Below are 22,754 nucleotides of genomic sequence, written 5' to 3'. Positions count from 1 at the left end.
CGCGACAGACAACGGATCGAACACGATGCGGCCGCCCGGAGAGTTCCGGGCGGCCGCATGCGTTTTTGTTGGTCGCCATCGGCTCAGTTGGCGCTGTCCTGTTCGGCGGCCTCCGCGTCCTCGACCAGCGCCGGGCACAGCATGCCGAGCGATCCGACCGCGACGCAGGACCGGCACCAGGTGATGCCCTGGCGTTCCTGCTGCTGCAGCAGGTCTTCCTCGCTCATGCCTTCCGGCGCGGGGATGCAACTGCGGCCGCAAGGCTCCAGCTCCTCCTGTTCGCCGCGCAGCAGGCTGTAGAGCCGGCCGGTGGCGCACAGGGCCGGGGCCGCCGTGAAAGCTCCGGCAAGCGGCGGCGCCGCGTCCGTCGGCGGGATCTGCGACCCGGCGTCTGCCGTTGCCGCGTCCCCGTCATCGGAGGCGGAAGCGCCACTTTCGCTCTCTTCCGCCGGATTGCAGGCGGTAAACAGCTTGGCGAGCGTCTCCGGATCGGTATACGGCGCCTCGCCGCCGCCCAGCCCGCTGTCCTGACGGAAGCCGGTCCAGGCGTCCCGCGTCCGCCGTCCGCTCAGGCCGTCGACCGGCCCGGCATCGTAACCGGCGGCATTCAGACAGGCCTGGATCCAGGAGATGTTCTCCTGCGGGGTCGGGGTGGGGCGTTCCGGCGCACAGCCTGCTCCGAACGGCCGGTATCCTTGCGCGCAGACACAGCGGTTCTGGCTGGAGGAATAGACGAACGGGAAGGTGCAGGCCTGGGTGTCGCGCCGCACGCATTCGCCCCGATCGACCACATAGCCGCTGGGGCAGATGCAGCCGCCCGCAGCCCGCGAATACTGCCAGGGGGCGATGCAGGCCGGCGGGGTGACGATCGGCGGCACCGGTACCGGCAGGATGCAGCGGCGCTCGCGGGCGGAATAGATGTAGGGCAGGTGGCAGACCGGAGGACGGTCCGGCAGCACGCAGCGGTCGCCGCGACGCACTTCCGGCGGGCGGCACACAATCGGGCGCTCGGGCATGACGCAGCGGTCACCGCGACGTACCTGCGGCGGCGGGCAGACGATCGGAGCCGGCATGACGCAGCGGCCGCCCTCCATGACGCGCGGCGGCAGGCACACGACCGGTAGTTCGGGCATGACGCAGCGGTCACCGCGGCGTACCTGCGGCGGCGGGCAGACGATCGGAGCCGGCATGACGCAGCGGCCGCCCTGCATGACTCGCGGCGGCAGGCACACGACCGGTAGCTCGGGCATGACGCAGCGGTCGCCGCGGCGCACCTGCGGCGGCGGGCAGACGATCGGAGCCGGCATGACGCAACGGCCCTCCCGCATGACGCGCGGCGGCAGGCAGACCGCCGGACGCTCCGGCATCTCGCAGCGTCCGTTTCGCATGACGCGCGGCGGTGCGCAGAGAACCGGAATGTCGGGCATCACGCAGCGGCCGTTGCGCATCACTCTTGGAGGAGAGCAGAGAATGGGCCGATCCGGCAGGATGATCGGCCGGTCGCGATTGAGCTCTATCGGCTGGGCACTGGCCGGCGTCAGCAGGAAGGTCATGGCGGCAAGCGCCATGAGCAAGGGCAGCATGATGGCTGTCCAGAACCGGGCTGGTGCGGCGGGCGGGTCGGCGCAGGCAGCGCCGTTGGCGGCATATGCTCTGTTGGTCATTGCCAAATCCTCGCATTCACTGGTTTGACCGCCGGCCTGTCCTTGCGGGATCGGATGACGGGAGGAGGCCAGTTTGAGCCTGCCCGGGGTCGGGTGCCGTGACCGGCGTCACACGCCGCGACCCGGTGTCGCACCATGGTAAACCAGCCGTGAGCAAACGGCATCCTGCGAGTGGCGACTGCGAGGAGGCCGCCTCCGCCGCATTCAGGCGTCGGGTTCTGTCCCCGAGGGGCGGGAGGCGACATAGGTCGCGCAGGCCATGAGGACGACTGACACGACGACGGCCAGTCGCAGCGAGGGGCTGGCAGAAATCAGAAAGACCGCATACCCGAACGCCATTCCGCTCAGCGCGGCGATCTTGGCGCGGGGGCGGATGGCCTTTTCGTCACGCCAGGCCCGGATGCCGGGGCCGAAGCGCGGATGTTCGAGCAGCCAGGCTTCCAGGCTGGGCGAGGAGCGGGCGAAACAGGCTGTCGCACCGATGAAGAAGATGGTCGAGGGGAGCAGCGGCAGAAACGCTCCGATCACGCCGATGGCGACGAGAAGCCCGCCCAGCACACGGTAGCCCAGACGCACGGCCCATGCCGCCCTGGGTTCAGATCCCTTCTGGTCCATGAAACCGTTTTGTCTCCATGGCAGCTTGCTCATTCGCACAGGCTGACTATCAAATGTTCGGGCAGGGGGCTAGTTCGGCGCCGCAGCAATGCGGCGGATGCAGCACACCGAAGGCCGGTTGGCCCATCAGATGGCAGGATATGACGCGACGATGAGCGGAAACACGAACCCGGACGATCTTGAACATATCGCGGCGATCGCGCGGCCCAGCGCGATGACGCGGTTGCGGAACTATTTCCTGACCGGACTGATCATCGCCGGCCCGCTCGGGATCACGGCCTATCTGACCTGGTCGATCATCCAGTGGGTCGACGGCTGGATGAAGCCGCTGATCCCGCGCGTCTACAATCCGGACACCTACCTGCCGTTTCCGGTGCCGGGCGTGGGTCTGATCGTCGCGTTTCTCGCGCTCGTCCTGATCGGCTTCCTAACTGCCAATATCGCCGGCAAGACGCTCGTCTCCTATGGCGAACTCCTGCTCGGGCGCATGCCCGTGGTGCGCAACCTCTATAGCGGGCTGAAGCAGATCTTCGAGACTGTGCTGGCGGAGCGCTCCAACAGCTTCAAGAAGGCGGCCATCATCCCCTATCCACGACCGGGACTGTGGGCCATCGTCTTCATCGCCACGGATGCGCGCGGCGAGGTGGCACATCACCTGGCCAGCAGTGGCAACGACGTCACCGCGGTGTTCCTGCCGACGACGCCGAACCCGACATCCGGCTTCCTGCTCTTTGTCCCGAAGAACGAGATCATCGAACTCGACATGTCGGTGGAGGATGCCGCCAAGCTGGTCATCTCGGCCGGGCTCGTCAGTCCCGAATACGACAAGCTGGCGCGACTGGAGGAAGAGGGCCAAAAGGGGAAGCAAGGGGAGGCGAAGGCGTCCCGCGCGTAGCCCTTTTTCGTCCGTTCCCGTCAACCGGCCCGCAGCAATCGCACGGCCTCATCCCGGCCGAACAGATAGAGCAGCAGGCGCAGCGCAGGGCCGCGCCTGCCGTCGAGGACGGGTTCGGTCTCCAGCACCAGACGGGCATCGTCGCGCGCGGTCTCCAGCAGGTCTCCTTGCGTCCCGGCGTCGGCGATGCGGAAGCCGGGCGTGCCCGACTGGCGTGTTCCCAGGATCTCGCCTTCGCCGCGCAGGCGCAGGTCTTCCTCGGCGATGAGGAACCCGTCATTGGTCTCGCGCATGATCGATAGACGCGCACGGGCGGTTTCGCCGATCGGGGTCTTGTAGAGCAGCAGGCAGGTCGAGGCCTCGCTGCCGCGCCCGACGCGCCCGCGCAACTGATGCAGTTGCGACAGGCCGAACCGCTCCGCATGCTCGATGACGATGATCGAGGCCTCCGGTACGTCGACGCCGACCTCGATCACCGTCGTTGCGACGAGAAGCTGGACGGGGCCGTCCTTGAAGGCGCGCATGGCGGCCTCCTTCTCCTCGCTGCCCTGGCGTCCATGCACCAGGGCGACCCGGGGCCCGAGAAGCTGGGTCAGGACCGCATGGCGCTCTTCCGCAGCCGCCAGATCGGTTTTCTCCGACTCCTCCACCAGCGGGCACACCCAATAGGCCTTCTTTCCCTCGCTCAGCGCGGCCCGCAGGCGTCCAACCACATCGTCGATCCGGTCGAGCGGCACGGCAACCGTGGTGATCGGCTGGCGGCCCGCCGGCTTCTCCGTCAGGCGGGAGACCTCCATGTCGCCGAAATAGGTCAGCACCAGCGTGCGTGGGATGGGCGTGGCCGTCATCACCAGCATGTCGACGCCCTGGCCCTTCGAGGCGAGCATCAGGCGCTGGTGAACGCCGAACCGGTGCTGCTCGTCGACGATGGCAAGGCCGAGATTGTGAAAGACGATGTCAGACTGGAACAGGGCATGGGTGCCGACCAGGAGGTCGATCTCGCCAGCTTCGAGTGCGGCACGGGTCTCGCGCTTGTGCTTGGCTCCGTCCCGCCCGGTCAGGATGGCAAGACGGAGTCCGGCCGCCTCGCAGAGCGGGGCGAGGGAGGCATGGTGCTGGCGGGCCAGGATCTCGGTCGGGGCCATCAGCACGGCCTGGGCGCCCGACTCGATGGCAGCGGCTGCCGCAAGCAATCCGACAACCGTCTTGCCGGCGCCGACATCGCCCTGCAGCAGCCGCAGCATGCGGACCGGCGAGGCGAGGTCCTCCTCGATCTCCCGGACCGCCTGCGCCTGGCCCTCCGTGAGGGAATAGGGCAGGGCAGCGAGGATCTTCGCCTTCAGCGTGCCGGCGAAGGTCCGGGCGATGCCGCGGGTCTGGCGCAGTGAGCGGCGCACCAGGGCAAGGGCGAGCTGGTTGGCGAGAAACTCGTCATAGCTCAGTCTGGCCAGCGCGGCACTGTCGTCTCCGTGTTCGGCCAGCCGCGTTTCGTCCGGTTGGTGGAGCGCGACCAACGCGTCGCGGAAGGAGGGCCAGTTTCGGCTCTTGCCGTAGGCCGGATCAAGCCAGTCGGGCAGATCGGGTATCCGTTCGAGCCCGGCGGCGATGGCCTTTTGCAGCACCTTGCCGGACAGGCCCTGGGTCAGCGGATAGACGGGTTCGACCAGCGGCAGGCTGTCCGCCTCCTCGGCCGGGACCACGTGATCCGGATGCACCATCTGCGGCCGGCCATTGAACCACTCCACGCGGCCCGAGACGACAAGGTCGGCGCCGACGGGCATCAGCTTCTCCAGCCAGCCGGCATTGGCATGGAAGAAGACGAAGGCGATTTCTCCGGTCTCGTCATGACCGAAGACGCGATAGGGGGCACGGCTGGCGCGGGGCGGCGCCTGGTGCCGGTCGACGCGCACCTCCAGTGTGACGATGGCGCCCTCCGGCGAGCGCGCGATACCGGGCCGAAGCCGGCGGTCGATCACTCCGCTCGGCATGTGCATCAGGAGATCGACGACATGGGGCTCGCGGTCCGGGTCCGTCCCGAGCAGGCCGGCAAGCCGCATCGCCAGCCTGGAGCCGACGCCGGGCAGGGAGGAAACGGGGGCAAACAGCGGATTGAGGAGCGAGGGACGCATGGACAGACGGCAGACCGATTGTTCTGGCTGGTTGACATGCTGCCGCGGGCGCGGTTGCTGGAACCGGTGGCAGCCCCGCGCATTGAGTTTCACGCAAGGACCGCTATAACCCGCGCACGATCAGGGTTCTGTCAAGGCCGTGCCCGCGCGGCCGGGCAGATGCCGCCCGGATGGGAATAGGCACAGGCAAAGGAAATCGCATGTCAGACCGCAGGGCCACGACGGGCAGCGCACGCGATGACGACAGCGCGCGGCGCAAGCGCATTCTCTACCGCTGCCAGCATCGCGGCATGAAGGAAATGGACATTCTCCTTGGCGGCTATGTGGGGGAACACATCGCGACGATGAGCGAGGCGGACCTTGCCACGCTGGAAGTGCTGATGGACGTTTCCGACCAGGAGTTGTTCGCCTGGATGATCGGACATAAGCCGGTGCCGGCGGAACACGACACCGCGCTGTATCGCGCCGTCGCCGCCTATCGCAGCAAGAGCAGCTAAACTCTCCGCCAGCCGCATGGGCGTGGCTGGCCGGGCCGGGAATCGAATCGTGGTCGACAAACTCTCCCTCAAGGCAGGCAATGCCGTCGTCACCGGCGTGCCGGACGGCGCCGAAGCCTATGTGCTGGCCAGACTGCTTCAGGAGGCCGGTGCGGGCGTTTCTTGCGTCTTCGTAGCACGAGATGCCAGCCATGCCCGCAGCGTGCAGGACGCGCTGGCCTATTTCGCGCCCGACTGCGACGTGCTCGACCTGCCGGCCTGGGATTGCCTTCCCTACGACCGCGTCTCACCAACATCCGCGCTGGTCGCCCGGCGCCTGACCACGCTCAGCCGGCTCGCCGGCGCCGGAGGGGCGTTCGAGCGCCCGACGGTCCTGCTGACCACGGCCAACGCCGCCCTGCAACGGCTGCCGGTGCCGGACTTTGCCCGCAGCCAGAGCTGGAGCGCGCGTCCGGGAAACCGGGTCGATCTCGGCGGACTGATCTCCTGGCTTGAGACCAACGGCTTCGTGCGCTCCTCCACCGTGCAGGATACCGGCGAATATGCCGTGCGCGGCGGCATCATCGATGTCTTCGCCCCCGGCATGGCCGCGCCCGTGCGGCTCGACTTCTTCGGCGACACGCTGGAATCGCTGCGCACCTTCGACACCGAAACCCAGCGCACGACACGGCAGATCAAGCATCTCGATCTCGTCGCGATGAGCGAGGTGGTGCTGACGGAGGAGGCCGTCTCCCGCTTCCGCAAGGGCTATGTCGCCCGTTTCGGCGCGGCCGACCGCGATGACATTCTCTATCAGTCGATCAGCGAGGGCCGGCGCTACGCCGGCATGGAGCACTGGCTGCCGTTGTTCCACGAGCGGCTCGCGACCCTCTTCGACTATTGTCCCGGCGTGCCCTTCGTCCTGTCGGCCTCGATCGACGACGTGCTGCGCGAACGGCAGGAGCAGATCGCCGAGCATCACCAAGCCCGTATGGAAGCACTGGGGAAGGCGTCCGGGTCCGGCGCCGTTCCCTACAAGCCGCTGGCCCCGGACGCGCTCTATCTGACGGGCGAGGAATGGACGACGTCCCTTGCCGACGGAGCGAGCCTGCGCCTGTCGCCCTTCGATGTGCCGCCGGGTACCGGACAGCAGGTGGTGGCGCTGGGCGGCCGTCAGGGACGCAGTTTCGCGGCGGAGCGCTCCGCCGGCGACGTCAATGTCTTCGATGCGCTGGCGACGCATGCGGCGGCCCGGCGCAAGGCCGGCGACCGCATCGTCATCGCCTGCTGGAGCGAGGGCTCGCGCGAACGCCTGTCGCATGTGCTTGCCGACCATGGCCTCGACCGGGCCGCGCCGGTGGCGGCGGACCGCGACGCGCTGGCCCTGCCGAAGGGCATGGCGGCGCTTGCCGTGCTCGGCATCGAACAGGGCTTCGAGATCGACGGCCTCACGGTCATCTGCGAACAGGACATTCTTGGCGACCGCTTGGTGCGCCAGCGCCGGCGCAAGGCGTCCGGCGCCAACGTCCTCACCGAGGCGGCAAGCCTCGCGCAGAACGACCTCGTGGTGCATGTCGATCACGGCATCGGCCGCTTCATCGGGTTGCGGACCATCGAGGCGGCGGGCGCTCCGCATGACTGCCTGGAGCTGCAATATGCCGGCGGCGACAAGCTGTTCCTGCCGGTCGAGAACATCGAGCTGCTGACCCGTTACGGCTCGGAAGACATGGAGGCGCAGCTCGACAAGCTGGGCGGCGGTGCCTGGCAGGCCCGCAAGGCCCGGATGAAGCGGCGGATCCTGGAGATCGCCGACGGGTTGATCAAGACCGCGGCCGCCCGGGCCCTGCGCACCGCGCCGCCGATCATGCCGCCGGAAGGCGTCTATGACGAGTTCGCGACGCGCTTTCCCTATGACGAGACCGAGGACCAGCTCAACGCCATCGACGCGGTTTTCGAGGATCTCGCGTCGGGCCGGCCGATGGACCGGCTGGTCTGCGGCGATGTCGGCTTCGGCAAGACCGAGGTGGCCTTGCGGGCGGCCTTCATCGCCGCGATGACCGGCCGCCAGGTCGCCCTGGTGGTGCCGACGACGCTGCTCGCCCGCCAGCACTTCAAGACGTTCTCCGAGCGGTTCCAGGGGCTGCCGATCAATGTCGCCCATGCCTCGCGGCTGGTGCCGGCGAAGGACCTTTCCGCCACCAAGAAGGGGCTGGCGGACGGGTCTGTCGATATCGTCGTCGGCACCCACGCCTTGCTCGGTAAGGGCGTCACGTTCCGCGATCTCGGCCTGCTGATCATCGACGAGGAGCAGCATTTCGGCGTCAAGCACAAGGAGAAGCTCAAGGAGCTGAAGTCCGAGGTGCATGTGCTGACGCTGTCGGCGACGCCGATCCCGCGCACGCTGCAACTTGCGTTGACCGGCGTGCGCGAATTGTCGCTGATCGCGACGCCGCCCGTCGACCGGCTGGCGGTCAGGACCTTCATTTCGCCCTTCGATCCGGTCGTGGTGCGCGAGGCACTGCTGCGCGAGCGCTATCGCGGCGGCCAGAGCTTCTATGTCTGTCCGCGCGTGTCGGACCTTGCCGAGCAGAAGTCCTTCCTCGAGGAGAGTGTGCCGGAGGTGAAGATCGCGGTGGCGCATGGCCAGATGGCGCCGAGCGAACTCGAGGACGTGATGAATGCCTTCTACGAGGGCAAATACGACGTGCTGCTGTCGACGACCATCGTCGAGTCCGGCCTCGACATCCCGACCGCCAACACGCTGATCGTTCACCGCGCCGACATGTTCGGCCTCGCCCAGCTCTATCAGTTGCGCGGCCGGGTCGGCCGCTCGAAGACGCGGGCCTATGCGCTGTTCACGGTGCCGGCCAACAAGACGCTGACGACGACCGCCGACCGGCGGCTCAAGGTGCTGCAGTCGCTCGACAGCTTGGGCGCCGGCTTCCAGCTCGCCAGCCACGATCTCGACATTCGCGGCGCCGGCAACCTGCTCGGCGAGGAGCAGTCGGGCCACATCAAGGAAGTCGGCTTCGAGCTCTACCAGCAGATGCTGGAGGAGGCGGTGGCGCAGTTGCGCACCGGCGATGAGGCCGAGACGGAGGACACCTGGTCGCCGCAGATCCAGGTTGGGACGCCGGTGCTCATTCCGGAGGACTATGTCGCCGACCTGCCGCTGCGCCTGTCGCTCTACCGCCGGCTGGCGGATCTCTCCACGCCGGAGGAGATCGACGCGTTCGGCGCCGAGCTGATCGACCGGTTCGGCTCCTTGCCGGAGGAGGTGGAGCACCTGTTGAAGATCGTCTTCATCAAGGGGCTGTGCCGCCGCGCCAATGTGGAGAAGATCGATGCCGGCCCGAAGGGCGTCGTCATTGCCTTCCGCAACAGCTCCTTCGCCAATCCGGCCGGCCTGGTCTCCTACATTGCCGAGCAGGGCGTTCTGGCGAAGATCCGGCCCGACCAGAAGGTTGTCCTGACGCGCGACTGGGACAGCGCCGAGCAGCGGCTCAAGGGCTGTGCCGCGGTCCTGCTCAAGCTGGTGCGGCTGGCGGAAGCGGAGAGCGCCGCCGCCTGATCCTGTGGTCAGGCGGCAACCATCCATTAAGGCTGTTGGCCGATAGTGATCCCATCGAACTGTTGGTATCGAGTCGGGTCGCTTCCGTGTCGTTCAATTCCACTCGCCATCGCCGCCGCACGCTCCGCCAGCGCTTCACCGTGCCGGCGATCGCTGTCGGGCTTGTCGCCTACTTTGCCTTTCATGCTCTGAACGGCGAACTCGGCCTCGTCGGCAAGGCCAAGATCGAGCACCGCTATGCCGAACTCGAAAAGGAACTCGCCGTGGTGCGCGCGGAGCGGGAGGAGCTGCTGCGGCGGGTGATGCTGCTGCGGCCTGAAAGCCTCGATCCGGACATGGTCGACGAGCGCGCGCGTGCCAGCCTCAACCTGGTGCATCCGCAGGAGCTGGCGATCCTGCGACCGAGCCGCGCCTCGGCAGAGTAACCTGTTTCAGGTTAATATCGGAAATTTATCCGAAATTCAGTTAAATAATCTAAATCCTTTTGTTTTCAGATATTTAAATCAATTCAATAGTCTCCATCTTCCGGCTTTCATTGACTTTTCCCCTCGGGTACCTTCCGCTAGATTGTTGAAGGGGAAACGCCGTCCCACAAGGGACGCAAAACCGAGACGAGGGATATGGCTGGAACGTCTGGCAAGGCTGCCGGTGTACGCTCGAAGAGCGCTGCCCGGTCGAAGGGAGGGGCGGCCAAATCGTCGCCCGCGATCGTTGACTTCACGAAAGAGCAGGAGCTGCACGCCTATCGGCAGATGCTGCTCATTCGCCGTTTCGAGGAAAAGGCCGGCCAGCTCTATGGCATGGGTCTGATCGGCGGCTTCTGTCACCTCTATATCGGCCAGGAAGCGGTCGTCGTCGGCATGCGCATGGCGTCGAAGGACGGCGACCAGATGATCACCGGCTATCGCGACCACGGCCATATGCTCGCCATGGACATGGACCCGAAGGGCGTCATGGCCGAGCTGACCGGGCGCCGGGGCGGCTATTCCAAAGGGAAGGGCGGCTCCATGCACATGTTCTCCAAGGAAAAGCAGTTCTATGGCGGCCACGGCATCGTCGGTGCCCAGGTCTCGCTCGGCACGGGTCTCGGCTTTGCCAACCGCTACCGGGAGAACGGCGCGGTCGCGATGACCTTCTTCGGCGACGGTGCCTCCAACCAGGGCCAGGTCTACGAGAGTTTCAACATGGCGCAGCTCTGGAAGCTGCCCGTGGTCTATGTCATCGAGAACAACAAGTACGGCATGGGCACCAGCGTCGAGCGCGCCTCCGCGACGACGGATCTCTCGCAGCGTGGCGCTTCGTTCGGCATTCCCGGCGAGCAGGTCGACGGCATGGACGTGCGCGCCGTCATGGCGGCCAGCGAGAAGGCGCTGGAGCACTGTCGCTCCGGCAAGGGGCCGTACATTCTGGAAATGATCACCTATCGCTATCGCGGCCACTCCATGTCCGACCCGGCCAAGTACCGGTCGAAGGAGGAGGTCCAGAAGATGCGCACCGAGCACGATCCGATCGAGCAGGTCCGCAAGCGTCTGCTGGACAACGGATGGGCGAGCGAGGACGACCTCAAGGCCATCGACAAGGAGGTGCGCGAGATCGTGGCGGAGTCCGCCGAATTCGCGCAGACGGATCCGGAGCCGGACGTTTCCGAGCTCTACACCGACATTCTTCTTTGAGCGCGGGAGCGTACGATGCCGATTGAGATTCTGATGCCGGCCCTCTCCCCGACGATGGAAGAGGGCACCCTGGCCAAGTGGGTGAAGAAGGAAGGCGATAGCGTCGCCGCCGGCGATGTGATCGCCGAGATCGAGACCGACAAGGCGACCATGGAGGTCGAGGCGGTCGACGAGGGCGTGCTCGGCAAGATCCTCGTTGCCGAGGGCACCGAGAACGTCAAGGTCAACACGCCGATCGCCGTGCTGCTCGGCGAGGGCGAGGACGCGTCGGCCCTCGACGCCGCGCCGAAGGCAGCGGCTGCGCCTGCGCCGCAGGCGTCCGAGGCGCCAGCCGAAAAGCCGGCGCCGGTTGCCGCAGCGCCTGTCGCGCCGGCTCCTGACGACGTCAGCGATCCGGACGTACCGGAGGGCACGCCGATGGTGAAGACCACCGTCCGCGAAGCGCTGCGCGATGCGATGGCGGAAGAGATGCGCCGCGACGGCGACGTCTTCCTGATGGGCGAGGAAGTCGCCGAATATCAGGGCGCCTACAAGATCTCGCAAGGCCTGCTCGAGGAGTTCGGGGCCAGGCGCGTCATCGACACGCCGATCACCGAGCACGGCTTCACCGGCCTTGGCGTCGGCGCGGCGATGGCCGGCCTCAAGCCGATCGTCGAGTTCATGACCTTCAACTTCGCCATGCAGGCGATCGACCAGATCATCAACTCCGCCGCCAAGACGCTCTACATGTCCGGCGGCCAGATGGGCGCGCCCATCGTGTTCCGCGGCGCCAATGGTGCGGCGGCCCGCGTCGCCGCGCAGCACAGCCAGGACTATGCGGCCTGGTATGCGCATGTTCCGGGCCTCAAGGTGGTGCAGCCGTGGTCGGCGGCCGATGCCAAGGGCCTGCTCAAGGCCGCGATCCGCGACCCGAACCCGGTCGTCTTCCTCGAGAACGAGATCCTCTACGGCCAGACCTTTGAGATCCCGGATGTCGAGGACTTCGTCCTGCCGATCGGCAAGGCCAAGGTCGAGCGCAAGGGCAGCGATGTCACCATCGTCTCCTGGGGTATCGGCATGACCTATGTGATGAAGGCGGTCGAGGAACTGGCGGCTGCCGGCATCTCCGCCGAGGTGGTCAATCTGCGCTCGATCCGTCCGCTCGACATCGACACGGTCATTGCCTCGGTCAAGAAGACCGGGCGCCTGGTCACGGTCGAGGAAGCCTACCCGATGTGCTCGGTCTCCTCGGAGATCGGCTATCAGGTTCAGGAGAAGGCGTTCGACTGGCTCGACGCGCCGATCCTGCGGGTCACCGGCAAGGATGTGCCGATGCCCTACGCGGCCAATCTCGAGAAGCTGGCGCTGCCGACGGTGAAGGAAGTCATCGACGCGGTCAAAGCCGTCACCTACACGGCCTGAGGCGGGGAAGAGACGATGCCAATCAAGATTTTGATGCCGGCCCTCTCGCCGACGATGGAAGAGGGCAATCTTGCCAGGTGGCTGGTCAAGGAGGGTGACACCGTCTCCTCCGGCGATGTCATCGCGGAAATCGAGACCGACAAGGCGACCATGGAAGTCGAAGCGGTCGACGAGGGCAAGGTCGGCAAGATCCTTGTCGCGGAAGGCACCGAGGGCGTGAAGGTCAACGAGGTCATCGCGCTGCTGCTGGAAGAGGGGGAGGATGCCTCCTCGCTCGACGGCGCCGCGAAGGCCGACGCGGCTTCGGCCAAGGCGGAAGCGCCGGCGAAATCCGAGGCTCCGGCCAAGTCGGAGCCGTCCGCTCCGGCGGCTGCCGAGCCGGCGGCTCCCGCCAAGGCGCCGCCGGCGCCGGCCGGCGACAAGGGCGAGCGCATCTTTGCCTCGCCGCTGGCCCGCCGGCTTGCCGCGCAGGATGGTCTCGACCTTGCCGCGATCTCCGGCTCCGGCCCGCATGGCCGCATCGTCAAGCGCGATGTGGACGAGGCGTTGAAATCCGGCGCCGGCCGCAAGGCCGCCGAAGCTCCGAAGGCGGCCGCGGCACCGGCCGCAGCTCCCGCACCGGCGCCGAAGGCCGCCGCGCCGTCCGGCATGGCGGACGCGCAGGTGCTCAAGCTCTTCGAGGAGGGCAGCTACGAGGTCGTGCCACATGACAACATGCGCAAGACCATCGCCAAGCGGCTGACGGAGTCCAAGCAGACAGTGCCGCATTTCTACCTGACGGTGGATTGCGAACTCGACGCGCTGCTGGCCCTTCGCGCCCAGCTCAACGATGCGGCGCCGAAGGACAAGGACGGCAAGCCGGCCTATAAGCTCTCGGTCAACGACATGGTCATCAAGGCCCATGCGCTGGCGCTGAAGGCGGTGCCGGCAGCCAATGCGAGCTGGACCGACGGCGGCATGCTGGTCCACAAGCACGCCGATGTCGGCGTTGCGGTGGCCATCGAGGGCGGCCTGATCACGCCGATCATCCGGCGGGCCGAGGAGAAGACCCTGTCGGCGATCTCCAACGAGATGAAGGACCTGGCCGGCCGCGCCCGCAGCCGCAAGCTGCAGCCGCAGGAATACCAGGGCGGTACCACCTCTGTCTCCAATCTCGGCATGTTCGGGATCAAGGACTTTGCTGCCGTGATCAACCCGCCGCACGCGACCATTCTCGCGGTCGGCGCGGGCGAACAGCGCGCGGTGGTCAAGAACGGCGCGCTGGCGATCGCCACCGTCATGTCGGTGACCCTGTCGACCGACCACCGTGCGGTCGACGGCGCCCTCGGCGCGGAACTGATGGCTGCGTTCCGGCAGTTCATCGAAAACCCGATGAGCATGCTGGTGTGATCCGACGGCCGGCGCCGCATTGCGGCGCCGGCCGTCTCGCCATCAATTCCGTTTCCGCCGGGTGCAGCCTTGCGGCGCGCCCGCCGTCCGATCTGGAGGACATTTCATGAGCGGCACGTCCTACGACGTCATCATCATCGGTTCGGGTCCGGGAGGCTATGTCACGGCCATCCGTGCGGCGCAGCTCGGGTTCAAGACCGCGATCGTCGAGCGCGAGCATCTTGGCGGCATCTGCCTCAACTGGGGCTGCATTCCGACCAAGGCGCTGCTCCGGTCCGCGGAGATCCTCGATCACGCCAACCACGCCAAGAGCTACGGTCTCAAGCTCGATGGCAAGATGACCGCCGACGTCAAGGACGTGGTCGCTCGCTCGCGCGGCGTCTCGGCCCGGCTCAACGGCGGCGTCGCCTTCCTGATGAAGAAGAACAAGATCGACGTGATCTGGGGCGAGGCGAAGCTGACCAAGCCCGGCGAGATCAGCGTCGGCAAGTCGACGAAGCCGGTGGTGGAGCCGCAGAACCCGGTGCCGAAGGGCGTCAAGGGCGAGGGCACCTACACGGCCAAGCACATCATCGTCGCGACCGGTGCGCGTCCCCGCGCGCTGCCGGGGATCGAGCCGGACGGCAAGCTGATCTGGACCTATTTCGAAGCGATGAAGCCGGACGTCATGCCCAAGTCGCTGGTCGTGATGGGCTCGGGCGCCATCGGCATCGAGTTCGCCTCCTTCTACCGTTCGATGGGCGCCGAGGTGACCGTCGTCGAGGTGATGCCGCAGGTCATGCCGGTGGAAGACGCCGAGATCTCCGCCTTCGCCCGCAAGCAGCTTGAAAAGCGCGGCCTCAAGATTCTCACCGAGGCCAAGGTGGCGAAGGTCGAGAAGGGGGCGAATTCCGTCACCGCGCATGTTGAGACCAAGGACGGCAAGGTGGAGAAGATCACCGCCGACCGGCTGATCTCCGCCGTCGGCGTCCAGGGCAATATCGAGGGCCTCGGCCTTGAGGCGCTCGGCGTCAAGACCGACCGCGGCTGCATCGTCATCGACGGCTACGGCCGGACCAACGTGCCGGGCGTCTATGCCATCGGCGACGTCGCCGGCCCGCCGATGCTGGCGCACAAAGCCGAGCACGAGGGCGTCATCTGCATCGAGAAGATCGCCGGCGTGCCGGGCGTCCATCCGATGGAGAAGGGCCGCATTCCGGGCTGCACCTATTGCAACCCGCAGGTCGCCTCCGTCGGTCTGACCGAGGCCAAGGCCAAGGAGCAGGGCCGCGACATCCGCGTCGGCCGTTACAGCTTCGCGGCCAACGGCAAGGCGATCGCGCTCGGCGAGGACCAGGGATTGATCAAGACGATCTTCGACAAGAAGACCGGCGAGCTGATCGGGGCGCATATGGTCGGCGCGGAAGTGACCGAACTGATCCAGGGCTTCGTGGTCGCCATGAACCTGGAGACCACCGAGGAAGAGCTGATGCACACGATCTTCCCGCATCCGACCCTGTCGGAAATGATGAAGGAGAGCGTGCTCGACGCCTATGGCCGGGTGCTGAACGCCTGAGGCAGGTCGACGAGCGGGGCTTTGAGTTGTCCCGCGAAACGTCTACCCTTGAACGGGGCTCTCGGGCACCTTTACGCAAACGGGGACTTTCGGCATGGACGTCAAGAACATCCTCATCTGGTGCGCCATCGGTCTCATCGCCGGCTGGCTCGCCAGCCTGGTGATCGGCGGCGGCGGGCTTGTCCGCTATCTCATCACGGGCCTGGTCGGCGCCTTTGTCGGCGGCTTCCTGTTCAATCTTGCCGGCATCAACATCAATGTCGGCAACGCCTTCGTGAACCAGGTCATCGTCGCGGCGATCGGCGCGATTGTCGTGGTGCTGATCGCGCGGGTGATCGCCTGATCCTTCACAGCGGTTCCGGCGGCCGGGGCGACCCGGCCGCTCAGCCGGCGGAGACATCATGGGTATCTTCCTCTGGATCGTTATCGGTCTGATCGCGGGCGCGGTCGCGCACCGGGTGCTCAACAGCCGCGGCGGCTTCTTCGGCAGTCTCGTCGTCGGCCTGATCGGGGCACTGGTCGGCGGCAAGCTCGCGGAAATCCTGAAGCTCAACGTGACTGGCGGGTTCATCGACCAGCTCCTGCTTGCGACGGTCGGCGCGATCCTGCTGCTCTTCATCTGGCGGAAGATCCGTGGCTGACGACCTCGGCGGGCAAGGACAGCGGCGGGGGAGCGACCTTCCTGCTCTCGCGGCGTTCCCGCTGCGGGCGACCGACAAGCTGCGATACGGCGATACGGACCGGCAGGGGCATGTCAACAACGCCGTCTATTCGACGTTTCTCGAGACCGGCCGGGTCGAGCTTCTGAGCAGCGTCGCCGGCGGCCTTGCCGAGCCGGGAGCTGCCTTCGTGATCGCCCGGCTCGAGCTCGATTTTCTTGCCGAGGGCCTGTGGCCCGGCGTGGTCGAGATCGGAACGGCGATCGAGACGGTCGGGCGCAGTTCCTTCACACTGGAGCAGGTGGTCTGTCAGGACGGGCGGGTGCTTGCGCGGGCGCGCAGCGTCGTCGTGCAGATGAACGAGCAGACCCGGCGATCCCAGCCGCTTGGCGAGGATGCCGTGGCGCGGCTGAAGAGCTATATCAGACCTGCTGCGACGGAATAGCAGACCGGCGCGGAACCGCTTGACCTTTCACACCAACAGCGACACTTAGGGGCCATGGTTACACTCCTCGACACGGTCACCAAGGGCAATGCGCAGGCCGAGCGGCCCCGCCACCCGGAAAAGGCCCACCGGCCGGACAATCCGATCCAGCGCAAGCCCGCCTGGATCCGGGTGAAGGCGCCGACGTCCCCGGTCTACCGGGAGACGCAGCAGGTGGTGCGCTCCAACAATCTGGTGACCGTCTGCGAGGAAGCAGGCTGCCCGAACATCGGCGAATGCTGGTCGAAGAAGCATGCCAGCTTCATGATCCTCGGCGACACCTGCACCCGCGCCTGTGCCTTCTGCAATGTGCGCACGGGCATGCCGGGGCCGGTCGACCCGAAGGAGCCGACCGGCGTTGCCGAGGCCGTGGCGACCATGGGCCTTGAGCATGTCGTCATCACGTCGGTCGACCGCGACGACCTTGCCGATGGCGGCGCCGGTCACTTCGCCGAGGTGATCCAGGCGATCCGGGAGCGGGCACCCGCGACCACCATCGAGGTGCTGACGCCGGATTTCCTGCGCAAGCCCGGCGCCCTGGAGACGGTGGTTCGCGCGCGGCCCGACGTCTTCAACCACAATCTGGAGACCGTGCCGTCGAAGTATCTGACCGTGCGCCCCGGCGCCCGCTATTTCCACTCCATCCGCCTGCTGCAGCAGGTCAAGGAGATCGACCCCGGCATGTTCACCAAGTCGGGCATCATGGTCGGCCTCGGCGAGGAGCGGAACGAGGTCCTGCAGCTCATGGATGACCTGCGCACCGCCGATGTCGACTTCCTGACCATCGGCCAGTACCTGCAGCCGAGTTCCAAGCATCATGCGGTTGCCCGTTTCGTGACGCCGGACGAGTTCAAGGCCTTCGAGAAGATCGCCTATGCCAAGGGCTTCCTGAAGGTCTCCGCCAGCCCGCTGACCCGTTCGTCGCATCATGCGGGCGAGGATTTCGCCGACCTGAAGCGCGCCCGCGCCGCCAGGCTGGGCCAGATCGCTTCCGCCTGATCGCCAGGTTCAGGACAGCCCGAGATGCCGTCATTCCAGACCGTCCACAAGGTGGGACACAGCAGCAGCGACATGTTCGCGCTGGTCGCCGACGTGGAGAAATATCCCGAGTTCGTGCCGCTTTGCGAGAAGCTGAAGGTGAGGGGGCGCAAGGACCTCGGTGACGGCCGCGAGGTGCTGGTTGCCGACATGACGGTCGCCTACAAGCTGTTTCGCGAGACCTTCACCAGCCGTGTGACGCTCAATCCGGGCGAGCAGCGCATCCTGGTCGAATATCTCGATGGCCCGTTCCGGCATCTGGAGAACGAGTGGACCTTCAAGCCGCTCAGTGAGGGCCAGTGCGAGGTGGGGTTCTTCATCACCTACGAGTTCAAGAGCCGCACGCTGAGCGCGCTGATGTCGGCGATGTTCGACCGGGCCTTCCGAAAGTTTTCCGATGCCTTCGAAGCGCGAGCCGACGTCGTCTATGGCGCCGGCTAGAGCATATTCCGTTCAGATCGAACCGATCTGAACGACGAGAATATGCTCCAGGTATTGAATCTGGAGCGATTTCTTATCGATCAGGTGAGTCCACCTGATCGATAAGAAATCGCTCTAGCGAGGCGCGCTTCCCGGCCCCGCGTCAGCGCGCGTGATAGGAAGAGGTCGGCGTTCCGGAATTGCCGTAGCCCGAGAACATCTGGCGAATGAAGATGAAGCGCATGCGGCGGTTCACGGCTTCCTCGCTGGCACGCATTACCTCGACATTCGAACCGGTCACGCCGATGTCGGCAAGCTTGACCTGCTGGTCCGGGTTCTCGCAGATCCGATACCAGCCCTTGCCCTGGTTGAATTCCAGACCAACGTCGCGACCTTCCTCGGCCTCGTAATTCATCCAGGCAACCGTGGCGGCGCGGGCAAAATACGGACGCCCGCACAGCGAGATCGGATAGAGATTCTCGGCGGTGCGGGTGAAGACCTTGTGGCTGGCGCGGAAGGAGCCGTCGTGGTGCCGCGAGATCATGTGATAGTCGCCGGCTAGCGCCCCGCATGGCAGGGCAACGAGGATCGCGACGGCGAGGCAGGTCTTACGCATGTACCATGTCCCTGTTTGCACGGGACTTTGGGCGTTTTCCCTAGAAAAAACAATTAACCGGGGAAAGACTCTGGTCGACTGGTCATCGGCCGGTTGCCCGTTTCGATAAAACTCTATCGATTGTCTCGGCCAGGACCGCCAGCGCCCGCTCGACGGTGGCGAGCCGGATCTGGCTGCGGCCGGCCTCGCCGAGGCGCAGTTCCTCATGGTGGGTCGGCAGTCCCCTGGCGGCCAGCGCCATGTGCACGAGACCGACGGGCTTGTCCGCCGAGCCGCCGCCCGGACCGGCAATGCCGGTGACCGCGACGGCCACGTCGGCACGCGAGGCGGCGAGGGCGCCTTCCGCCATGGCAACGGCGACGTCGCGGCTGACCGCGCCGACGCGGGTGATCAGTTCTGCCGGCACACCCAGCATGTCGGTTTTCGCCTCGTTGGAATAGGTGACGAAGCCCCGGTCGACCGCCGCCGACGAACCGGCGATCTCGGTTAGGGCGCCGGCGATCAGACCGCCGGTGCAGGATTCCGCCGTGGCCAGCAGCAGGCCGGCGTCGCTCGCCTTGCGGATCACCTGAGCCGCGGCAGCTTCGAGGCTGGCGAGATCGGTCATGGGCAGCCTCCTTCCGCATTAAGGTCATCGCCGACGGCCGGCAGAAGGACCGTCGCGGTCGCCAGGGCGGCAATGCCTTCCTCGCGGCCGGTAAAGCCGAGCCGCTCCGAGGTGGTGGCCTTCACCGATATCCGGTGCAGCGGCGTGCCGCAAATGCCGGCGATGCGCGCGCGCATCGCCTCGCGATGCGGCCCGATCTTCGGCCGTTCGCAGACGATGGTCACGTCGAGATGCGAGATCCGGCCGCCGCGCTGCCGCAGCCGTGCCACCGCAAAGGCCAGAAACCGGTCGGACGCCGCGCCGCGCCACTGCGGATCGCTCGGCGGAAAGTGATGGCCGATATCGCCGTCGCAGATGGTTGCCAGCACCGCGTCGGTGAGGGCGTGCAGGACCACGTCGGCGTCGGAATGGCCCTTGAGCGCGCGGTCGTGCGGGAGGGTGATGCCGCCGAGGATGACGCCGCTGCCTGCCTCGAACGCATGCACGTCATAGGCGGTGGCGACCCGTGTTTCCATCTCCATGCGCTGCTCCCTGACGGCGTGTTCCGAGGTGAAGCGGCGGAAATCCTCCGCCGTGGTGATCTTGATGTTGCCGGTCTCGCCCGGCGTCAGGACGACGGCGAGGCCCGCCCATTCGGCGACGGCCGCGTCATCGGTAAAGGACGCAAGACCCTCGGCCGCTGCGCGTTCGTGGGCCGCCAGGATGTCGCTATAGCGGAAGGCCTGCGGCGTCTGCGCGGCAAAAAGTCCGTTGCGGTCGACGGTTTCCATAATGGCGCCAGTCGCAGGATCTGCCCGCTTGAGCGTGTCGGAAACCGGGATGGCGGCGACGGCCGCCCGGTTGCCGGTCGCGATCGCGTCGATGGAAGCACTGATAACCCCGCGCGAGACGAAGGGGCGGGCGCCGTCATGGACGAGAACAATATCCGGCGCCAGATCTGCCAGGGCGCGCAGACCGTTCAGCACCGTCGCCTGCCGCGTGTCGCCCCCCCGTGCCGGCGCGGTCAGCCTGGGGTCGTCGAGGCCCTTGAGGCAGTCGGCATAAAGGGCGTCGTCACCCTCGCCGATCACGACGGTGATCTCGGACAGGCGGTCGCAGGCAAGGGCGGCCTCGATGGTGCGGCGCAGCACGGACGTGCCGCCGATCCGCCGGTATTGCTTCGGGATGCCTCCGCCCGCCCGGATCCCGCGGCCGGCGGCGACGATCAGCATCGCTGCCCGGCCGGCGGAACAAGGCGAGGAAGGAGCGGTCGGGGTCATCGTCATGTCCGGGGCATGTCAGGTGGTCAATGCAGATGCGGCGGTTTTGACCGTTTCGCCGCGTGTCCACAAGGCTTATGTCGGGCGGGCGAATTTCGCACTTGCGGTGAAACTGACAATGTCTATTCTGTAGGCAAAACAGAAAGTGCACATCATATGAGCATGAGCGAAGGCGGCACTGGCCGCCGCGGCATCAGGATCGGGACGGTGGACAGCGCGAACCGCGTTTTTCTGGCTCCCATGTCCGGCGTGACCGATGTGGCTTTCCGGCGCCTGGCGCATCGCTTCGGCGCAGGCCTCGTCGTCTCCGAGATGGTGGCGTGCGAGCAGCTTGCCGAAGGGCATCCCGAAACCCGCCTGCGCAGCGAGGGAATCGCCGGCGCGCCGCATGTGGTGCAACTGGCCGGCCGGGAAGCCCGCTGGATGGCGGAGGGTGCGCGTATCGCAGAGGCCGCGGGCGCCGATGTCATCGATATCAACATGGGGTGCCCGGCCAAGAAGGTCACCTCCGGCTATTCCGGCTCGGCGTTGATGCGCGATCTCGATCATGCGTTGACGCTGGTCGAGGCGACCGTCGGTGCCGTCAGCGTGCCGGTGACGCTGAAGATGCGCCTCGGCTGGGACCACGAGTCGATGAACGCGCCGGAGCTTGCCGCCCGCGCCGAGGCCGCGGGCGTCGCTATGATCACCGTGCACGGCCGCACCCGCTGCCAGTTTTACAAGGGCGAGGCGGATTGGGATGCGATCCGCGCGGTGCGCGAGCGCGTCACCGTGCCCTTGGTCGCCAATGGCGACTGCGCCTCGGCGCAAGACGCGCGCGACATGATGCGTCGTTCCGGCGCCGACGCGGTCATGGTCGGACGCGCAGCCTATGGCCGGCCATGGCTGCCGGGGGCAATCGCGGCCGAGCTCGACGGACTGCCGCAGGCGGCGGTGCCGAGCGGTGCCGAACTCGGCGAGCTGATCTGCGAGCATATCGAGATGATGCGCGAGCTTTACGGCCCGCTGAAGGGGCTGCGGCTCGCCCGCAAGCATATCGCCTGGTATCTGGATGCCGGAGCGCCGCAAGTGCCGGGTGCCCTGCGCCAGAAGATCCTGACGTCGGAGGATGCCGGCTTCGTGACCGCCAGCCTGAGAACCTGCTTCCTGGCTGCGCCGCAGACCGGCTCGAGCCTGGAGGCTGCCGCATGAGAGGCGCACGCGACGCTGCAGCCGGTCCCGTCCCCGGCACCAACGGTCAGATCCTCGATGCCCTGCCGCATCCGCTGATCCTGGTCGATCCGCAAGGGCGCATCATCGAGGCGAACATGGCGGCGGAGAGCTTCTTCCGCGCCAGCGCGCAGGTGCTGCGCCGCCATCCGGTCTCCCACTTCGTGCCGTTCGGCAGCCCGCTGCTGATGCTGATCTCGCAGGTGAGGGAGCGCGGCGCGCCGGTCAACGAATACAAGGTCGACATCGGGTCCCCCCGGATCGGGGCCGAAAAGATCGTTGATATCATCGCCGCTCCCGTCGCCGACCGCCCCGGCGCCGTCGTCCTGATGCTGCAGGAGCGCGGCATGGCGGAGAAGATCGACCGCCAGCTTACCTCGCGCGGGGCCGCGCGCACCGTCTCCGGCCTTGCCACGATGCTGGCCCACGAGATCAAGAACCCGCTGTCCGGCATTCGCGGCGCGGCGCAACTGCTGGAAGCCTCCGCCGCCGAGGACGACCGGCCGCTGACCCGTCTGATCATGGACGAGACCGACCGGATCGTGAAGCTGGTCGACCGCATGGAGGTCTTCTCCGACGAGCGGCCGGTCGAGCGCGAGCCGGTCAACATCCATGTGGTTCTCGACCATGTACAGCGCCTCGCCAATTCGGGCTTTGCCCGCAACATTCCGATCAACGTCGAATACGACCCGTCGCTGCCGCTGGTTCTGGCCAATCGCGACCAGCTTGTGCAGGTGTTCCTCAATCTGGTGAAGAATGCCAGCGAGGCGCTCGCGGGCGAGCCGTCCGGGGAGATCACCCTGACCACCGCCTACCGGCCCGGCATCCGCCTGTCCGTGCCCGGCTCGCGGGAGCGGGTGAGCCTGCCGCTCGAATTCTGCGTGCGCGACAATGGTCCCGGGGTGCCTGAGGACCTGCTGCCGCATCTCTTCGACCCGTTCGTGACGACCAAGGCCAACGGCTCCGGCCTGGGGCTGGCCCTGGTCGCCAAGATCATCGGCGACCATGGCGGTGTCATCGAGTGTGACAGCCAGCCCGGCCGTACCGTTTTCCGCATCCTGATGCCCGCCTATGCGACGCAGGACGAGACCTGA

21 protein-coding genes are annotated in these 22,754 nt (G+C 66.7%); 15 read left to right on the top strand and 6 right to left on the bottom strand.

What is annotated here, in order from left to right:
• Window positions 1–83: 83 nt before the first annotated feature.
• Both P2PM1_RS07980 and P2PM1_RS07975 read right to left on the bottom strand, forming a co-directional pair.
• A complete protein-coding gene (locus P2PM1_RS07980) occupies window positions 84–1,664 on the bottom strand; it encodes a peptidoglycan-binding protein (RefSeq protein WP_186398746.1) in 1,581 nt (526 codons plus the stop codon).
• 204 nt (window positions 1,665–1,868) lie between these two features.
• Window positions 1,869–2,279 (bottom strand): YbaN family protein, encoded by a 411-nt coding sequence (locus tag P2PM1_RS07975; protein ID WP_186388044.1) that lies wholly within the window; start codon window positions 2,277–2,279, stop codon window positions 1,869–1,871.
• Window positions 2,280–2,430: 151 nt separating this feature from the next.
• Between P2PM1_RS07975 and P2PM1_RS07970 the strand changes: the two genes are divergently transcribed.
• On the top strand, window positions 2,431–3,174 hold the full coding sequence (locus tag P2PM1_RS07970) for a DUF502 domain-containing protein (RefSeq protein ID WP_371328870.1): 744 nt from the start codon (window positions 2,431–2,433) through the stop codon (window positions 3,172–3,174).
• Between the two features lie 20 nt (window positions 3,175–3,194).
• On the opposite strand, the gene recG is transcribed toward P2PM1_RS07970, so the two are convergent.
• Entirely contained in the window at window positions 3,195–5,303 is a 2,109-nt protein-coding gene (recG, locus tag P2PM1_RS07965; RefSeq protein WP_186398745.1) for an ATP-dependent DNA helicase RecG, read from the bottom strand.
• 200 nt (window positions 5,304–5,503) lie between these two features.
• Between recG and P2PM1_RS07960 the strand changes: the two genes are divergently transcribed.
• The 12 genes from P2PM1_RS07960 (at window position 5,504) to P2PM1_RS07905 (ending at window position 17,990) form a co-directional block, all read left to right on the top strand.
• Complete coding sequence (locus P2PM1_RS07960) at window positions 5,504–5,800, top strand: succinate dehydrogenase assembly factor 2 (protein ID WP_186398744.1); 297 nt, start codon at window positions 5,504–5,506, stop codon at window positions 5,798–5,800.
• A gap of 16 nt (window positions 5,801–5,816) precedes the next feature.
• Window positions 5,817–9,350: a transcription-repair coupling factor gene (gene mfd / locus P2PM1_RS07955; RefSeq protein ID WP_186398743.1), complete on the top strand. Its 3,534-nt coding sequence runs from the start codon at window positions 5,817–5,819 to the stop codon at window positions 9,348–9,350.
• Window positions 9,351–9,436: 86 nt separating this feature from the next.
• Window positions 9,437–9,775 carry a septum formation initiator family protein gene (locus tag P2PM1_RS07950; protein ID WP_244293078.1) on the top strand — a complete coding sequence of 113 codons (339 nt, stop codon included), beginning with the start codon at window positions 9,437–9,439 and terminating at the stop codon, window positions 9,773–9,775.
• A gap of 195 nt (window positions 9,776–9,970) precedes the next feature.
• Complete coding sequence (gene pdhA, locus P2PM1_RS07945; RefSeq protein ID WP_186388002.1) at window positions 9,971–11,023, top strand: pyruvate dehydrogenase (acetyl-transferring) E1 component subunit alpha; 1,053 nt, start codon at window positions 9,971–9,973, stop codon at window positions 11,021–11,023.
• Between the two features lie 15 nt (window positions 11,024–11,038).
• Complete coding sequence (locus P2PM1_RS07940; protein ID WP_186388003.1) at window positions 11,039–12,424, top strand: pyruvate dehydrogenase complex E1 component subunit beta; 1,386 nt, start codon at window positions 11,039–11,041, stop codon at window positions 12,422–12,424.
• A gap of 15 nt (window positions 12,425–12,439) precedes the next feature.
• Window positions 12,440–13,813 carry a pyruvate dehydrogenase complex dihydrolipoamide acetyltransferase gene (locus P2PM1_RS07935; RefSeq protein WP_186398742.1) on the top strand — a complete coding sequence of 458 codons (1,374 nt, stop codon included), beginning with the start codon at window positions 12,440–12,442 and terminating at the stop codon, window positions 13,811–13,813.
• A 106-nt stretch (window positions 13,814–13,919) separates the two neighbouring features.
• The gene (gene lpdA / locus P2PM1_RS07930; protein WP_186398741.1) at window positions 13,920–15,368 is read left to right on the top strand and encodes a dihydrolipoyl dehydrogenase; all 1,449 of its coding nucleotides are present in this window, start codon (window positions 13,920–13,922) and stop codon (window positions 15,366–15,368) included.
• A gap of 94 nt (window positions 15,369–15,462) precedes the next feature.
• Entirely contained in the window at window positions 15,463–15,711 is a 249-nt protein-coding gene (locus P2PM1_RS07925) for a GlsB/YeaQ/YmgE family stress response membrane protein (RefSeq protein ID WP_186388006.1), read from the top strand.
• A gap of 58 nt (window positions 15,712–15,769) precedes the next feature.
• On the top strand, window positions 15,770–16,009 hold the full coding sequence (locus P2PM1_RS07920) for a GlsB/YeaQ/YmgE family stress response membrane protein (protein WP_186388007.1): 240 nt from the start codon (window positions 15,770–15,772) through the stop codon (window positions 16,007–16,009).
• Window positions 16,002–16,472, top strand: coding sequence for a thioesterase family protein (locus P2PM1_RS07915; protein ID WP_186398740.1), 471 nt, complete (start codon window positions 16,002–16,004; stop codon window positions 16,470–16,472). The genes P2PM1_RS07920 and P2PM1_RS07915 overlap by 8 nt, the downstream gene beginning before the upstream one ends.
• 54 nt (window positions 16,473–16,526) lie before the next feature.
• On the top strand, window positions 16,527–17,510 hold the full coding sequence (gene lipA / locus P2PM1_RS07910; protein ID WP_186398739.1) for a lipoyl synthase: 984 nt from the start codon (window positions 16,527–16,529) through the stop codon (window positions 17,508–17,510).
• Between the two features lie 24 nt (window positions 17,511–17,534).
• Window positions 17,535–17,990, top strand: coding sequence for a type II toxin-antitoxin system RatA family toxin (locus P2PM1_RS07905; RefSeq protein WP_186388010.1), 456 nt, complete (start codon window positions 17,535–17,537; stop codon window positions 17,988–17,990).
• 142 nt (window positions 17,991–18,132) lie between these two features.
• Here P2PM1_RS07905 and P2PM1_RS07900 read toward each other — a convergent pair whose 3' ends face one another.
• From P2PM1_RS07900 to P2PM1_RS07890, 3 genes are all read right to left on the bottom strand, one after another.
• Window positions 18,133–18,585 (bottom strand): hypothetical protein, encoded by a 453-nt coding sequence (locus P2PM1_RS07900; RefSeq protein WP_186388011.1) that lies wholly within the window; start codon window positions 18,583–18,585, stop codon window positions 18,133–18,135.
• Between the two features lie 82 nt (window positions 18,586–18,667).
• The gene (locus P2PM1_RS07895; RefSeq protein ID WP_186388012.1) at window positions 18,668–19,192 is read right to left on the bottom strand and encodes a CinA family protein; all 525 of its coding nucleotides are present in this window, start codon (window positions 19,190–19,192) and stop codon (window positions 18,668–18,670) included.
• On the bottom strand, window positions 19,189–20,451 hold the full coding sequence (locus P2PM1_RS07890; RefSeq protein WP_244301446.1) for a bifunctional 2-C-methyl-D-erythritol 4-phosphate cytidylyltransferase/2-C-methyl-D-erythritol 2,4-cyclodiphosphate synthase: 1,263 nt from the start codon (window positions 20,449–20,451) through the stop codon (window positions 19,189–19,191). The genes P2PM1_RS07895 and P2PM1_RS07890 overlap by 4 nt, the downstream gene beginning before the upstream one ends.
• Before the next feature lie 156 nt (window positions 20,452–20,607).
• On the opposite strand from P2PM1_RS07890, the gene dusB reads away from it, so the two are divergent.
• Window positions 20,608–21,642, top strand: coding sequence for a tRNA dihydrouridine synthase DusB (gene dusB / locus P2PM1_RS07885; protein WP_186398738.1), 1,035 nt, complete (start codon window positions 20,608–20,610; stop codon window positions 21,640–21,642).
• A complete protein-coding gene (locus P2PM1_RS07880) occupies window positions 21,639–22,754 on the top strand; it encodes a nitrogen regulation protein NR(II) (protein ID WP_186398737.1) in 1,116 nt (371 codons plus the stop codon). The genes dusB and P2PM1_RS07880 overlap by 4 nt, the downstream gene beginning before the upstream one ends.

The organism is Stappia sp. P2PMeth1, from assembly GCF_900185735.1.
Taxonomy (GTDB): Bacteria; Pseudomonadota; Alphaproteobacteria; order Rhizobiales; family Stappiaceae; genus Stappia.
The sequence above is the reverse complement of the archived record's forward strand: the minus strand, read 5'-3'. Positions and strand labels throughout refer to the sequence as shown.

Bases quoted from the DNA above. Each gene is read 5' to 3' on its own strand.
- P2PM1_RS07980 (WP_186398746.1), bottom strand. From the start codon at position 1,664: ATGACCAACAGAGCATATGCCGCCAACGGCGCTGCCTGCGCCGACCCG.
- P2PM1_RS07975 (WP_186388044.1), bottom strand. From the start codon at position 2,279: ATGGACCAGAAGGGATCTGAACCCAGGGCGGCATGGGCCGTGCGTCTG.
- P2PM1_RS07970 (WP_371328870.1), top strand. From the start codon at position 2,431: ATGAGCGGAAACACGAACCCGGACGATCTTGAACATATCGCGGCGATC.
- recG (WP_186398745.1), bottom strand. From the start codon at position 5,303: ATGCGTCCCTCGCTCCTCAATCCGCTGTTTGCCCCCGTTTCCTCCCTG.
- P2PM1_RS07960 (WP_186398744.1), top strand. From the start codon at position 5,504: ATGTCAGACCGCAGGGCCACGACGGGCAGCGCACGCGATGACGACAGC.
- mfd (WP_186398743.1), top strand. From the start codon at position 5,817: ATGGGCGTGGCTGGCCGGGCCGGGAATCGAATCGTGGTCGACAAACTC.
- pdhA (WP_186388002.1), top strand. From the start codon at position 9,971: ATGGCTGGAACGTCTGGCAAGGCTGCCGGTGTACGCTCGAAGAGCGCT.
- P2PM1_RS07940 (WP_186388003.1), top strand. From the start codon at position 11,039: ATGCCGATTGAGATTCTGATGCCGGCCCTCTCCCCGACGATGGAAGAG.
- P2PM1_RS07935 (WP_186398742.1), top strand. From the start codon at position 12,440: ATGCCAATCAAGATTTTGATGCCGGCCCTCTCGCCGACGATGGAAGAG.
- lpdA (WP_186398741.1), top strand. From the start codon at position 13,920: ATGAGCGGCACGTCCTACGACGTCATCATCATCGGTTCGGGTCCGGGA.
- P2PM1_RS07925 (WP_186388006.1), top strand. From the start codon at position 15,463: ATGGACGTCAAGAACATCCTCATCTGGTGCGCCATCGGTCTCATCGCC.
- P2PM1_RS07920 (WP_186388007.1), top strand. From the start codon at position 15,770: ATGGGTATCTTCCTCTGGATCGTTATCGGTCTGATCGCGGGCGCGGTC.
- lipA (WP_186398739.1), top strand. From the start codon at position 16,527: ATGGTTACACTCCTCGACACGGTCACCAAGGGCAATGCGCAGGCCGAG.
- P2PM1_RS07905 (WP_186388010.1), top strand. From the start codon at position 17,535: ATGCCGTCATTCCAGACCGTCCACAAGGTGGGACACAGCAGCAGCGAC.
- P2PM1_RS07900 (WP_186388011.1), bottom strand. From the start codon at position 18,585: ATGCGTAAGACCTGCCTCGCCGTCGCGATCCTCGTTGCCCTGCCATGC.
- P2PM1_RS07895 (WP_186388012.1), bottom strand. From the start codon at position 19,192: ATGACCGATCTCGCCAGCCTCGAAGCTGCCGCGGCTCAGGTGATCCGC.
- P2PM1_RS07890 (WP_244301446.1), bottom strand. From the start codon at position 20,451: ATGACCCCGACCGCTCCTTCCTCGCCTTGTTCCGCCGGCCGGGCAGCG.
- dusB (WP_186398738.1), top strand. From the start codon at position 20,608: ATGAGCATGAGCGAAGGCGGCACTGGCCGCCGCGGCATCAGGATCGGG.
- P2PM1_RS07880 (WP_186398737.1), top strand. From the start codon at position 21,639: ATGAGAGGCGCACGCGACGCTGCAGCCGGTCCCGTCCCCGGCACCAAC.